Here is a 13,743-nt window from a genome sequence, read left to right on the forward strand (position 1 = left end):
CACCTGTAGAGGAACACACTATGGCAACGTTTAAGGCAAAAGATGGTACGCAGATTTATTACAAAGACTGCGGCGCGGGCAAACCGGTTCTTTTCAGCCACGGCTGGCCGCTGGACGGGGATATGTGGGACAGCCAGCTGAACTTCCTGGCCGAGCGCGGTTACCGCACCATCGCCTTTGACCGTCGCGGGTTTGGGCGTTCGGATCAGCCGTGGAACGGCTATGATTACGATACCTTTGCGTCCGACATTAACGACCTGATCACCACGCTGGATCTGCGCGACGTGACGCTGGTGGGCTTCTCCATGGGCGGCGGCGACGTGACGCGCTACATCAACAACTACGGCAGCGAACGCGTGGCCGGTCTTGCGCTGCTGGGCGCGGTAACGCCCATTTTCGGCAAATCCGATAGCTACCCGGAAGGGGTGGATCAGAGCGTGTTCAGCGGGATCCGCGACGGACTGCGTAAAGATCGCGCCCAGTTCATCAGCGATTTCGCCACCCCGTTCTACGGCACCAATGCCGGGCAGACCGTTTCCGCGGGTGCCCTGACGCAGACGCTGAACATCGCCCTGCTGGCGTCGCTGAAAGGCACCATCGACTGCGTGACCGCCTTCGCCGAAACCGATTTCCGCCCGGATATGGCGAAAATCGACGTCCCGACGCTGGTGATCCACGGCAGCAACGACCAGATCGTGCCGTTTGAAACGACCGGCAAGCTGGCGGCAGAGATGATTAATAACGCCACGCTGAAAGTGTACGACAACGCGCCGCACGGCTTCGCGCTGACTCACCAGGACCAGCTCAACGAAGATCTGCTGGCGTTTGTGAAGTCGCTGTAAGTCATTACGCGAAGCCTGATGGCGCTTCGCTTATCCGGCCTGTAAAGGTTGATTTTGCAGGCCGGATAAGGCGCAGCCGCCACCCGGGGCGATCTTGCGCAGATACTGCATCAGCGCGATTTCCCGGTGTGAGAACGGGATACCGTTCTCCTCAAATACGTCGTGGAACCACAGGCGGCAGTAGTCCGTGGACTCCTTCATCACTACCGGCCACGGCAGCCACGTCTGGGTTTTGCCGCGCACCAGCCCCCACTGGTACGGCGCGACCTTCGCCGCGTACATCAGCGGAAGTTGCTCTTCAATGGTGCTGCCCACGTGGCGCGCCAGCCATTCGGTACAAAATAGTGGGCGACCGAGTTTTTGCAGCTGCTGGATCATCGCCGTCATGCGCCCCGTGTGGGTGTAGGCGTGGAAGCTCACCACGTCCGACAGCGCCAGCGCAGTCTGGTCCAGCGGATGGTGAAAGAACGTTTCCCCCTCCTCTTCCGGCGGGACTCGCCATGCGCAGACGGTGAGCGGCTGGGTCGGATCTTCCTCACGCACCCACTGGAACGCGAGCTTCATAAGCTTATGCGCGCAGGTCTCCAGTTTCGCGTCGTACTGCACCTCCTGCGTGCCCGTCGCGAAAATGCCGCGGTTGCCCGGCTCGTTGTAGAGATCCCACAGCAATACGCGTTTATCCTCGCGGAACTGGCGGACAACGTCGCGGATATAGCGTTCAATGTCTGCCCAGCAGTCGGGATTACACACCTTGTCGCGCCCCGGGCTCGCCGCCGCCTGGCTGTTGTGCTTGCCCGGCACGGGCGGCTTTTGCGGGCCGAGATATGGCTCGTCGCCGGAGAAGCCGCAGTCGTCCATCAGGGTCAGCATGGTGCTGAACCCGTGAGCGTCGGCAATCGTCAAAAACCGGTCGATGCGCGCCATCAGCCCGTCGCGATCGTGCTCCCAGACGATAAACGGCAGGTTTATGCGCAGGGTGTTGTAGCCCGCGTCCGCCGCCCAGCCCAGCTCGCGCTTGATGGTTGCGGCATCGAAGGTCTCTTCCTGCCAGATATCGGTCCAGTTCACCGCCGTCGACGGCAGATAGTTAAACCCGCACAGCCAGCCTTTCTGCTGATACCACGCCTGTGCCTGCTCCCTGCTCCATTGCTCTTTCATTATGCGTCCTCTCGCTGATAAAATTTAGCTAATAAATATTAGCCGAAGGATAAACGCGCAAACTGCGAACCCCTTCACAAGGTTCACGCAGGCGCGAAAAGGAGAGGACGGATGAAGCGAAAAACGAAAGTAACGATGAACGATATTGCGCGGGCGGCGGGGGTGTCGCAGGCGACGGTATCGCTGGTGCTTAACCAGTCCCGCAACATCAAGCTCAGTGACGACACCCGTCAGCGGGTGATCAACGTCGCCACCGACCTGGGCTACGACCGCCTCCCCGCCGTTCACGCCCCGCGTAACCAGGAGGAGATCGCCCTGCTGGTGAGTTCCATGCAAAGCGTCGACCCGTTTATCGACGCCATCAGCCAGGCGCGGGAAGCCGCGTGGCGCAACGAGACCCTGCTCACCGTCTACGATTACGGCGACGACATCGAGCTGGCCCTGAACATCATCCGCCAGCTGGAGAAGCGCAACTGCATCGGGATTATTCTTGCCTCTCCGGTCACGAACGTCGTCGATATGACGGCATTTCAGGAGTGCACCCGCATCCCGCGGGTGCTGCTCAACCAGCGCGACCCCGGCTCGCCGCTGCTGCCGTCGTTTATCCCGGACGACTACGCCAATGCTTTTCAGGTCACTAAACACCTTATCGCCTGCGGGGCCACGCGCATCGCTCACATCACCGGCGAGAGCTGGATGGAGGCCTCGCGCCAGCGTCTGGCGGGCTACCGGGCGGCATTGCAGCAGGCCGGACTCGCGTGTAACGACGGCCTGGTGCGCCAGACCAACTGGCAGTTCAGCGAGTCCTTTACCGCCACCACTTCGCTGCTGGAACTGGCCGAGCGCCCGGACGCCATCTTCTGCGCCAGCGACTGGCTGGCGATTGGCTGCTATCAGGCGCTGGCGGTGCACGGCGTGCGCATCCCGCAGGACATGCTGCTGGCGGGCTACGACGACCAGAAGATTTCCGAGCAGCTCACCCCGCCGCTGACCAGTATCCAGCTCCCCTACAGCGAGCTGGGACGGCTGGCGGCGGAGTACCTGTGCAATCAGGAAGATGCCGCCACGCACGTGACGCTGGCGGGCAGGCTGAAGGTACGCGCCTCAAGTAGCGGCGCCTGAGCCGCTTTACCCCTGCGCTTTCGCATGATAGGTTAATCCGATGAACACACGCTCCGCCGTACTCACCATTAAACGCTGGTGGCTGCCTTCTTAAAGGCGGCCCGGAGTAGTTTTCCCATTTCAGATAGCCGCCGAAAGGCGGCTTTCACATTTCTAAGACCCCTTTCGGCAATTGCACATTAAGGAGTCTTTATGAACGCACCCACCATCCTCACCGGCGATCGCCCAACCGGCCCGCTGCACCTCGGTCATTTCGTCGGATCGCTGCGCCAGCGCGTGGCGCTTCAGGAGACGCACAACCAGTTTGTGCTGATTGCTGACCTTCAGGGGCTGACCGACAACGGCAGCAATCCGCAAAAAATTCGCGATAACATCCCCGAAGTGCTGGCCGACTACCTCGCCGCGGGCATCGACCCGAACCTGACCACCATCTGTCTGCAATCCGCCCTGCCCGCCCTCGCCGAACTGACGATGCTGTATATGAACATCGTTACCGTCGCCCGCGTGGAGCGTAACCCGACGGTGAAGAACGAGATTGCCCAGAAAGGCTTCGCCCGCTCGCTGCCGGTCGGGTTTATGGCCTACCCCATCAGCCAGGCGGCGGACATCACCGCGTTTAAGGCCGAGTGCGTGCCCGTCGGCGACGACCAGCTGCCGATGATTGAGCAGACCAACGAGATTGTGCACAAGATGAACAGCCTGCTGCCCGCCCCGGTGCTGCGCCACTGTAAGGCGATGCTGAGCGACACCAGCCGCCTGCCCGGCATCGACGGCAGCGCCAAGATGTCGAAATCACTGGGCAACACGCTGCACCTTTCGGCCAGTGAAGAGACCATTCACCGTGCGGTCAGCGCCATGTACACCGACCCGAACCACCTGAAGGTGAGCGACCCGGGGCAGATTGAGGGGAACGTGGTGTTTACGTATCTCGACGCGTTTCATCCGGACAAGGGCAAGGTGGCGGCGATGAAGGCGCACTATCAGGCGGGCGGGCTGGGCGACCGGGTGTGTAAGAACGAGCTGGAGGGGTGTTTGCAGGAGCTGATTGCGCCGATGCGGGAGCGGAGGGCGATGTATATGCGGGATAAGGGGGAATTGATGGCGATGCTGAAGCGCGGGACCGAACGGGCGCAGGGGGTGACGCAGGAGACGTTGAGGGAGGTGAAGGTGGGGCTGGGGGTGCCGGTGTTTTGATGAGGTGAGTTGATTGAGGTTGGGCGGTGGAGTGCGTGGGAAGAGCACGAAGCCGCTTTGTAGCCCATTAAAATAATGGTTAAAGCGCAAGAGTCTCTTAAATGCATTATTAGTGAATGTCGTTTGTCATCCTACTAAGTGCACGATATTCATAGGCTCTTTATATTTTTAAACGTCGCGGCAGCTGTTATGAGCAAGTTTATTATTTCCATGCTGAATACGTTACTTTGTGTTTTTGTCATTGTGTTATGCCTCATATGCGTGGGCGCCACTGATAACTGGAAAGAATCCACTATAGCTATAATCATCACTTTAGGATGCGCAAATTTTATGGCCGTTTTACTGAATCGTGTATTGCCTCATAAGTTATCTATCTTAGAAGGAATACTGGAATTATTGGGAGGACCACTATTAGTTATAGGAGCAATTGTGTGCTTTGATATATTCGAACCCTGGCCGTTAAAAATCATTGGGATGTTTGTATGGGTTATTTTGATTTTCTTTGGACCATCAATAATAAGTCCCAGGCGTTAATTCGGTCTCTTCATAAATGTCTGCGCCATTTCTTCCCCCAAGGAATCCAACATAATGAATCCCACTCTTTCGCAGGTCATAGAAGTTGTACGTCAGTCATCTGGACATCATCGCAAGCGCATTGATGAGAACACCCTAATCGAAGCCGATCTTGATATCTGCGGCATGGATGGCGATGACCTGATAGAAGACTGCGAGGAAGCGTTTGGCGTTACGCTCGTCACTGAAGAAGATGGTTATAAGAAAACTTTTTCTCTCGCTGAAAACGAGTTTCTTTTTAGCACTGAGGGCATAGATTACTTGGGTATCTGCCGTTTGATTCGCAGGTTACGAGGCATTCCCGAACCTGTGATACGCGATTTAACCGTTGGCGAACTCCATGCTGTACTGGTTAAAACTGTGAAAGAACAAGTACATCATGATTGAGTGACTTTTAGCGTAGTGCGGGCATGCGCTCTTATGCCCGCACTCGTTAGTCTTAAGTTTAAACGGCCTTCCCACCTCCGCGCTTAATCATCGGAACATCCCCCGTATCATTCAGCGCTCCTGGAAAGGTCTTCAACCACTGCGCCACTTTTTGTTTATTGATATTCACCACGCTCATTCCTTCCAGGCATCCCCATAATTCTCTTGTATGCTGCGGCGTAATCACAATGCAGTCTTTCATGGCGCGGATTTTTACGGGCATACCGTTGATAAAGCCCGCGCGGGTTAACCAGTCGCCGCCCAGAAGAAGGTATTTCATGTCTATGCGTGCATACAGTTCGCAACAGGCGGCACTGTCCTGCGGCGTTTCGGCGCGGGGATGAACGGGTGCCGCGTTGGGCGGGTTGCCGTGCAGACGGCGGGCGCTGTTTTTGCGGACCAGCTCGCGATTTTCAATCATGTCGGTGAAAGCGTCTGATTCTGTTTTGCAAACAGTAAACTCTGGCTTAAAATTCGTCGCAGCCATTTTCAACTCCTCGATAGTTGGTTGTGGTTAGCGGTATGGGGGTGTTGCAGCACCTTCATATCGCGAATTCTTCATTAAATTCTCTTTGATACTTCCTTTGCCGTTCGGCGTAATTTCTGGTGCTTATTATACCGTGCTGAATATAAATACAGCGGTTTGGCTTGGGGTAAATTTGGAATTTGCGAGGAGGATTCAGGAAATAGTGTTATGTACGGTAAGGTCATGTTTTTGTTAGTTGCGGGTTGATTGGTCTGGGTTTTGCGAGCATCATCGCATTTATTTACCTTCTACCGTAACGCGATGGCTTCCAGCAAAACTCTCGAACAGGCAATTGCCGACATCACCATCTGGCGCAAAGGCGAACAGCGTGCGCCGCATAAGCCTTTATTGCTTCTGTACGTGCTGGCGAACTATCAGCAGGGGCATGCACGACTGTTTGATTACGGAACCGAGGTCCACGAAAAGTTGCTTAGCCTGTTAGAACGCTTTGGCCCACAGAGGAAAGCACATTACCCGAATATGCCTTTCTGGCGGCTCAAAGGGGATGGTTTTTGGGATCTGAAGAACACTGAGTTCTGTTCGACCACTGGTAGTAAGCAGCCGCCCGTTAAAGAACTTGTGGAACATAATGTCGCGGGCGGGTTTGATGAAGAACACTTTGTATTGCTGAGTAAGAACAAAAACCTGAGCGGCTTGCTGGCGCAGCAGATCCTTGAAGCACATTTTCCTGAAAGCATTCAGGAAGAGATCGCGGATGAGATGGGTTTTGATATCCAGCAGATTAGTAAGGTTCGCGATCCGCTGTTCCGGCAGCAGGTGCTACGTGCTTATAACTATGAGTGCGCAATCTGTGGATTCAACATGCGGCATGATAACGCCTCTGTTGGACTTGAAGCTGCGCATATCAAGTGGAAGCAGTTTGGCGGACCGTGTGAGATCCCGAACGGACTGGCGTTGTGTGCGATTCATCATAAGGCGTTTGATAAGGGCTCGATTGGGCTGGATGAGAGTATGCGGGTGCTCGTGTCTGAGGCGGTGAATGGGAATGGGATTGTTGGGCGGTTGTTTTGGGATTTTGCAGGGAAGCAGATTGCTTTGCCGATGGTGAAAGGGAATTATCCAGGGGAAGGGTTTGTGGAGTGGCATCGGAGAGAAGTGTTTAGAGGGTGAGTGCGAAGGCCGGACTCGCACATTCATTTAAATTCTTGTAAAAAATGGATTTTATTCATAATTAATTCAATTATGCCCCCTTTTGTGCCCCCTCCAATCGCTGTTCACATTTTGATTTTTGTTGATTATTTATCCAAAAATTATCGAAGAAATAGTCAATCCAGTTAGGTTCCGTTAAACGGATCCAAACCGGGACTTGACTCAACAAAAAATACTTTTTTTTCGCAAAACCATGCACACTATTCACTCTGCAACTTTTAATTTATATATCAATTGGTTATGTATTAACAGTTAGGTGAAGAGTGAACTGCTATCTCTACATTCGTACGTTTCCAATAAGAAACCCGGCATCAGCCGGGTTAGTTGTAATTATTTGATTGTTGGCTCATCACACTTGGGAAGCCAGTCTGCATTACTTTCCTCTTTTAAAGTGAGGTTAGTCTGCATTCCCTGATTAGTTCGCCGCTTCTCATAATTTAGCCCGTATTCCTTCAGCATAACTGGTAGCCCTTTGCCAAACATTGTCAGGCTAAGGGTATTTTTAAAGCCATTAGCCTCCATGTATACGAGATAGGCATGGTAAAGGTACGTACGTGGCTGGCGCGGGACAATATTGGCGTTCCCCATAAACATGCCGTTGGTGTCAGGTAATGCCTCAAGGTAACCACAAAAATCAAATGCTGGATCAGCATCACGCTTGATGGTGAGAGCCTCATCAGAATTCTGCTGCGACTGAAGCAATGTTCTGGCGCTCATCGGATCGCTGAAACGCTGCATGAGCTGACGAACAATCACAGCCAGTTCTCGTGCAATTTTATCTTTCAACTGCGGATCGCGTTCTTCCGGTGCTATCTGCTCAGGAAAATGCAGAATAACTCTCCTGCGGGACACACCACCACTGCGATCAGTGAAGCGCATAGGATTATTATTTACGGCCAGGATAACCGCCGGAATATGTGTTGAATAAGCATTCTGATATTTGGGGTCCACAGATACTGCATCGCCACCAGTTATAGCCTTAAGCCCGGCGCCGTCGCCGCTCCACTTCTCCTGATCAGGCAGGCGAATAAGAGAAAAACCTATCAGAGCCGCACGTTCTCGCGGGGACTCCAGCGTTTCAATGGTCGCAGAGGTGGCGTTATCCTCTCCAGCAAGCATGGTCGCAATTTCAGCCAGAATACTTTTGCCACTTCCACCAGGGCCAGTCACTTCCAGAAAGAGCTGCCAGTCATAGCGGTTCGCTAGCACCATAAATAACGCTGCAAGAATAATGTCACGTTTTGCTGGCTTGTGTCCGGCGGCCCGGTCCAGCCAACGCCAGAATGCCGGGGCATGAGTTTCAAGCGTTTCCCCCTTTACCGGTGGCGTGAAATCGACTTCACACAGGGTACGCAGCCAGTTCTCTTTACAGTGCGGACTAAAAAGCCCTGTTCGCGTATCGAGAACGCCATTACGAAAACCAATCAGATGACGTGACGGATTTTGCTGCTGCGGAACAATTAACTTTAATGTTTCCACCAGTGAGGCAATTTTTCCTGAGGAAAACGGTGCCCCGAGGCGCTGGAAAAGGGCTGCGACATCTCGGGCAAAATCTGACTGAGAAATAACTTTCCACGCTCCAGACTCGTAGCGGGATAAAAGCTGCCCGTTCGGATCAACCGCCAGTGCATCCCTGTAATGCTCCCGAACCCTCTGAGCTTTTTCGCTGACACTCATCGCTGTGAATTCTGCTTCACTCATTGTGTCGAAAGGACTGGCGTTATGTGGCTTCAAAGCCTCAAGAATTGCCTTCCGGGTGGATTCCTCTCCGTATTGGGTAAGCGCATCATTCCAGTCACCAAAAACCGGTGGCAGCACAATGTCACACTGACTCGCTTTTGCAGCAGTTTCAGCCCTGTTCTGGCCTGAACCATTCAGATCGCGGTCCGCTGCAATAATTAACTGATATCCAGGATACTTATTATGGGCAACGCTGCTCAGAGAAAGAAAGTTGACCGACGAAAATGCCACCATGACGGCTTCTCCTGTCAAATAATGTATGGTAAGCGCCGTGGCGTAACCTTCCGCAATCCAAATCCTTCTTACAGAACTCCCGCCCCCTTCTATCAGATGATAGGCCTCCTTAACCTGACCTCCTTTAAGAAAACACTTGCTACCATTGCCACTGATAAGCTGAATATTCACCAGCTCCCCGTCAGCGTTATAGAGTGGGACGATCAAATCACCGGGGCGGAACATCACCCCACCGGCCTTATGAGCTGAAGTCAGCTCATGGCAAATATGCTCCGGGAAACCTTTATGTGTAAGATAAGTGTTTCCGGCAGATTCACGCGAGGCTTGCAGCAGTCGCGCGGCAAGTGCTGCCGCTGCATCTTTCCCGCTATCGGTATCGGCGGTTAACGTCCTGACCTCGGAATTAACTATAGACAGATCATGTGTCAGTCCATGTATCCTGTCAGCTGCTTCACTGATATCCACATTCAGTGCCCTGGTGACAAGCGCTAAACCATCCCCGGCTCCGCACTGATTGCAGAACCATGTTCCGCGTCCTTCCTGATCGTCGAAGCGAAAACGATCTTTACCGCCACAGACCGGGCAAGGCTGATGGCGATTTTTCAATATATTCACGCCCAGCGCTGGCAGAATCTGAGCCCAGTGACCGCGGGCAGCCTTCACGGCCTGACTGACTTTCATTCCTGACATGACGCAGTTCTCCCTCAGTGTAAAACCGGCTTTTTGATGTGACGGACGCATAACTCATCCATTACGGCTGTTCCGAGCTGGGAGAGTGCGGGACAGGACATTAGAGGGCCGTATTCCATCAGGTCTGAAAGCAGGGCGCAGGCGATTTCCATGCCTTTTGTTTGCCCGTGCTGTCGCAGATAAAATCCTTCAAGCTCACGGGCAATAGCGGTTTCAATTTCATCCAGAGTGAGCTGCAGATGGCGGTTTTGCTGATAGCAGGCACTCAACCAGGCGCAGGCTACCGCGCGGCGATACAACGCTACCCGAAGTGAAAGGGAAAGAGTGCGTGATTTCATTGCACCACCTCCATGTTCATGAGGTCATCCTGGCAACGCTGTACCACGCCATCAAGCTGCTCTGTCATCAGATAAATCAGGGAAACCAGTTGTTCACATTGAGCACTGGCAGGTTTTTCGTAGCAATCCTGAAGAACAGCCATTCCAGTGACAAACTCTCCCACGTTACGAAGATGCTTCAGGCGGAGAATATCGTCATAAGAGATTGCGGCGTGATTCATTAGATCACCTCCCGGACAGGCAGGCGAGCAGCAAGACAAAGCACATACTCATGGACCAGTGAAAGACGTGCATGATGCTCATTGCTGGCGATGATACGCAGCATACTGATACGTGGTTTACGTTCTGCACGACGAACGGCGGCAAAAACAAATATAAATTGAGGATGTGACGGGGCGAGGATCGTAGCCATAAGGGCAACCTCCAATAAGTAGCGGTAAATGCCACCACCGGAGTTCCTACGCTCATGGGTGGTGACCCGAACGGGGGTAGGAATACCGGCCTTATTGGAAACCGGCCAGCCCGAAGGCTGCCCCGCCCGGACCACCATTATCTGAAAGGGGCTAAGGTATAAGCACCGCAGCCCGAAAAATGGGTGTGCCTGAGCAACGACGTAAAAAAAGACGCACGGCGCGTCTGGTGTCGCCAATAAGTAACTCGGGTTCCTACGCCCGGCAGCCGATTTTGCGGCAGCGGGAAAACTATACCTGGAAAAGATATCAGGACGCAAGCCAGAAAAAAGGAGATGAGACTGCAAAGCAAGTTTCACGCATGGCCTCCTTGCTCGCGGGCAGCAATTCGCGCCGCCATCCATGCACTGACCTCCGACTGTACCCAGGCCACATTTTTTCCACCCAGGGATATCTGCTGCGGGAAGGCATCGCGGCTGATAAGATCGTAGATGGTTGAACGGGATAGCCCGCAAAGGTGCATCACTTCAGGTAATCGTATGAAGCGCTCCTGCTGAGCCGGAACCGGGAGCACCGGAGCAGCTGGTGCCGGGGTGGAAACGGAAATACTATTCATCTGGCTACCTCTCTAATATGTTTACAACAGTCCGGGCAATTCCATGCGGATTCAGGTAGTTCCTTATTATGTTTATATAAGCGGCTCGCGCATGCTTTATTTATTTTGTGTGAAATGTTGATTTCTCAAAAAATAAAACAGCTAAAAACCGTATGAAACGAACAAAAACAAACAATTCCTTTATGGAATATAATAAGGAGCATCAATAATAAAAAAGTCTATTACACTAGGCAGGATCACAGCTCAAATCTGAACCAGCCCATATCATTCAGGGCTTTACATCATAAGCACTAAGACAATACCTGATTAATAAAAGAGCCAAAAACGGCCAAAAATAAACAGCTCACCATGTGTATCAATAAATCCGATGATTAAAGAAATTAAATTACCATCTTACTTCCGCATGTATCCGGATGTGTTTAATGAACATCAGACAAATTCATTTTTATGAATATTTCCCTGAAATGCAACTGAGTGCAGGGAGGTTGAATGTTCAATTATTAAACAGACATAAGACATCTTTTATTCTTTACATAGAATATGTATTGAATACTGGTGAATATTGGTGATGAGAAAAGCTCCAGTAATAAACTGAAATAAATATCGCGATTTATATGAAAAATAAATATATGTTTAATTTTATCTCTGTGAACAGTCATGAACAGTAGATGATCACTTTAATTAAAACACTACACCACTTAACCACATGTATTTACTATATTTTTATTGAAGTGAACAGTAGTGAATAGTATGTATTAAAGGAAGGGTGTAGATCAGACATGACACCTTTCTCTGGCTAGCCAGAACAAGGTCATTGTTCAGTCACTGACACAATCCTCCTCGGTAGTGCGCTTGTATGGACCCCGGCACAATTGACACAACAACAAAACACTACCGGAGCAGCCATGACAACTGTTAACCAGATCTCTGATGCAAACATTACCCCCACCCTCCCGCCGAAAATTCGCGAAGCGGTGGAAAAAGTTAAGGCAGCAAAAGCTGTCTGGCAGGAAGAACGGCGAAAACAAACCGAAGCCGCTGCAATGACTGAAACTATCCGTAAACGTCAGGAAGATACAAAAACGGAGACGCAGGCGCTTAATGATGAATGGCGAAACCTGTTTCGTGAGAATCAGGGGAATATGACGCCACGAATGAAAAAACTGCGGGCAGAAATCGCCCTAGGACGCGAAACACTAGATGAGTTCGAAGATTTGCTGGCTGCTCAGGCTGCAGAAAATGAATTCCTGCCATGGAAAACTGCGGATGCTGCAAACCGCTACATCAGCGAACATAATCACCTGATTGAAACTCATGCAGTGTGGCTCTGGAATGAGTTTATGAAGGAACACGGCCAGAAACTTATTCAGATCCTTGGATTGCTGAAAATGACTCTGGGCCGAAGCGCATCTTCTGTTATCGGTGTAGTTCATACCGTAAACGACCCCGAAAGTGTGCTGAAGCAATTTATCAGCGAGCAACTCACCACTCCGGCACTGTTCTGTAACGTATCTTCAACGGATGATATTGCCCTGCCGGGGATCAGCATTTATGCGGACGATAAAGCCATACAGGATGCCAGACAATCACCCAGCCCTGCAGCACGTTCCCGGATGCTTAAACAGCGTGACATGGCTAAAGGGGGCGAGAAGGAATGAATACCGGAACCATTACTCAGGAAGCTCTCAACGATTACCGCGCGGCAATAAAAAGCTGGCTGACACTACGTAATGTGCAAAGTACCAGCCAGCTTCGTCTGGCTGCTTTGCTGGATACTGAAGAAAAACCCGCAGCATATGCCAGCCAGCTTGAGGATCTTCGTGAGCGTCTTGCACTCCTCGAATGGCAGATTAACTGTGCCGCCCGGGATGGTCTTTATGCTCACCAGATTGTGCTGGAAAGCTGTGTTACAAGCGCAACGGAAAACTTCATGAGCGAGCATGGTGATGCACTCACTGACGCTCTGGCTCCTTTTCTTTGCGCACCATACGGGCTTGAGGCGGCAATGAAAATATTACGAACCGCTGTAGCCCGACAAACGGAAGTCCGTACTCCGGTAATTCCAGCAGCATATAAGAGCATTATCGACGAAACCGGATTAACGGTGGATGCATCAATGCGCGCTGATGCTTCAGCCAGTTTCACCCCGGCACAACATAAAGTTTTCCTGGCCCGCCTTAATCGACTTAATGAAAAAGGAGTGTGCTGATATGGCCCTGAAGTGTCCTGAATGTGGCGCGGTCGCTCACGCCAGAACCAGCGCCTATGAAGCTCCGTCGGTTAAACGCTCATGGTATCAGTGCCAGAATCTGGAATGTTCCTGCACATTTACCGCACTGGAAAGCGTGGATACGATCATTATGAAGCCTCGACGCAATGAACAGGAATCAGACAAAGCAAAAATGCCGGAAAAACAGCAGCAAACTCTCAATCGCTATGGCTCCGCATCAAAGCTGTCAAACCGTCAGCAAATTCCTGTCTGATTAACAAAATACGCCCACGAAGTCCCGGTCCAGTACCGGGATTTTTTACGCCTTTTCCCTGGCTGGCCTGAGAGCGTATGAGTGCATATCTATGGCGCATGAAAACGCATGAGTCTCATGCGCCATTTTTGACGCGAAAGCCCTTGTGTGGTGGCTTCTGAGACGATTTACGGGGTGCATGAAAACCAGTCTGTTAAGCGAAGCGGGCAGGCGGGCGGGGC

The 13,743-nt window shown here is 52.1% G+C and carries 15 protein-coding genes; 8 read left to right on the forward strand and 7 right to left on the reverse strand.

Features of this window, described 5'->3' with window-relative positions; all coding sequences use genetic code 11:
- Positions 1 to 20 precede the first annotated feature (20 nt).
- The gene (locus tag BH712_RS11530) at positions 21 to 842 is read left to right on the forward strand and encodes an alpha/beta fold hydrolase (RefSeq protein WP_006810282.1); all 822 of its coding nucleotides are present in this window, start codon (positions 21 to 23) and stop codon (positions 840 to 842) included.
- A gap of 30 nt (positions 843 to 872) precedes the next feature.
- Here the strand turns inward: BH712_RS11530 and BH712_RS11535 are convergent, their stop codons facing one another.
- Positions 873 to 2,000, reverse strand: coding sequence for a cellulase family glycosylhydrolase (locus BH712_RS11535; RefSeq protein WP_006810283.1), 1,128 nt, complete (start codon positions 1,998 to 2,000; stop codon positions 873 to 875).
- 111 nt (positions 2,001 to 2,111) lie between these two features.
- Here BH712_RS11535 and BH712_RS11540 point away from each other — a divergent pair, with 111 nt between their 5' ends.
- From BH712_RS11540 to BH712_RS11555, 3 genes are all read left to right on the forward strand, one after another.
- On the forward strand, positions 2,112 to 3,122 hold the full coding sequence (locus BH712_RS11540) for a LacI family DNA-binding transcriptional regulator (protein ID WP_006810284.1): 1,011 nt from the start codon (positions 2,112 to 2,114) through the stop codon (positions 3,120 to 3,122).
- Positions 3,123 to 3,314: 192 nt separating this feature from the next.
- The gene (gene trpS, locus BH712_RS11545) at positions 3,315 to 4,316 is read left to right on the forward strand and encodes a tryptophan--tRNA ligase (protein ID WP_006810285.1); all 1,002 of its coding nucleotides are present in this window, start codon (positions 3,315 to 3,317) and stop codon (positions 4,314 to 4,316) included.
- 588 nt (positions 4,317 to 4,904) lie between these two features.
- Complete coding sequence (locus BH712_RS11555; protein ID WP_006810287.1) at positions 4,905 to 5,276, forward strand: hypothetical protein; 372 nt, start codon at positions 4,905 to 4,907, stop codon at positions 5,274 to 5,276.
- Positions 5,277 to 5,334: 58 nt separating this feature from the next.
- Here BH712_RS11555 and BH712_RS24310 read toward each other — a convergent pair whose 3' ends face one another.
- A complete protein-coding gene (locus BH712_RS24310) occupies positions 5,335 to 5,802 on the reverse strand; it encodes a SymE family type I addiction module toxin (protein WP_006810288.1) in 468 nt (155 codons plus the stop codon).
- 300 nt (positions 5,803 to 6,102) lie between these two features.
- Here BH712_RS24310 and BH712_RS11565 point away from each other — a divergent pair, with 300 nt between their 5' ends.
- On the forward strand, positions 6,103 to 6,972 hold the full coding sequence (locus BH712_RS11565; RefSeq protein ID WP_032673678.1) for a phosphorothioated DNA-binding restriction endonuclease: 870 nt from the start codon (positions 6,103 to 6,105) through the stop codon (positions 6,970 to 6,972).
- Between the two features lie 369 nt (positions 6,973 to 7,341).
- Here the strand turns inward: BH712_RS11565 and BH712_RS11570 are convergent, their stop codons facing one another.
- From BH712_RS11570 to BH712_RS11590, 5 genes are read right to left on the reverse strand one after another with little or no spacing between them, the layout of a single operon-like run.
- Positions 7,342 to 9,675: a primase-helicase zinc-binding domain-containing protein gene (locus BH712_RS11570; protein WP_006810290.1), complete on the reverse strand. Its 2,334-nt coding sequence runs from the start codon at positions 9,673 to 9,675 to the stop codon at positions 7,342 to 7,344.
- A 14-nt stretch (positions 9,676 to 9,689) separates the two neighbouring features.
- Positions 9,690 to 10,013 (reverse strand): DUF5375 family protein, encoded by a 324-nt coding sequence (locus BH712_RS11575; RefSeq protein WP_006810291.1) that lies wholly within the window; start codon positions 10,011 to 10,013, stop codon positions 9,690 to 9,692.
- Complete coding sequence (locus BH712_RS11580) at positions 10,010 to 10,234, reverse strand: hypothetical protein (RefSeq protein WP_001014979.1); 225 nt, start codon at positions 10,232 to 10,234, stop codon at positions 10,010 to 10,012. Before BH712_RS11580 ends, BH712_RS11575 begins: the two co-directional genes overlap by 4 nt.
- Positions 10,234 to 10,782, reverse strand: a complete 549-nt coding sequence (locus BH712_RS11585) for a host cell division inhibitor Icd-like protein (RefSeq protein WP_000761643.1) — start codon at positions 10,780 to 10,782, stop codon at positions 10,234 to 10,236. Before BH712_RS11585 ends, BH712_RS11580 begins: the two co-directional genes overlap by 1 nt.
- On the reverse strand, positions 10,779 to 11,039 hold the full coding sequence (locus BH712_RS11590; RefSeq protein WP_001084853.1) for a helix-turn-helix transcriptional regulator: 261 nt from the start codon (positions 11,037 to 11,039) through the stop codon (positions 10,779 to 10,781). The genes BH712_RS11585 and BH712_RS11590 overlap by 4 nt, the downstream gene beginning before the upstream one ends.
- A gap of 905 nt (positions 11,040 to 11,944) precedes the next feature.
- Here BH712_RS11590 and BH712_RS11595 point away from each other — a divergent pair.
- From BH712_RS11595 to BH712_RS11605, 3 genes are read left to right on the forward strand one after another with little or no spacing between them, the layout of a single operon-like run.
- Entirely contained in the window at positions 11,945 to 12,697 is a 753-nt protein-coding gene (locus BH712_RS11595) for a phage polarity suppression protein (protein ID WP_000214380.1), read from the forward strand.
- Complete coding sequence (locus tag BH712_RS11600; RefSeq protein ID WP_006810292.1) at positions 12,694 to 13,248, forward strand: phage polarity suppression protein; 555 nt, start codon at positions 12,694 to 12,696, stop codon at positions 13,246 to 13,248. Before BH712_RS11595 ends, BH712_RS11600 begins: the two co-directional genes overlap by 4 nt.
- A gap of 1 nt (position 13,249) precedes the next feature.
- The gene (locus BH712_RS11605) at positions 13,250 to 13,522 is read left to right on the forward strand and encodes an Ogr/Delta-like zinc finger protein (protein WP_006810293.1); all 273 of its coding nucleotides are present in this window, start codon (positions 13,250 to 13,252) and stop codon (positions 13,520 to 13,522) included.
- Positions 13,523 to 13,743 lie beyond the last annotated feature (221 nt).

This window comes from Enterobacter hormaechei ATCC 49162 (genome assembly GCF_001875655.1).
Classification (GTDB): Bacteria; Pseudomonadota; Gammaproteobacteria; order Enterobacterales; family Enterobacteriaceae; genus Enterobacter; species Enterobacter hormaechei.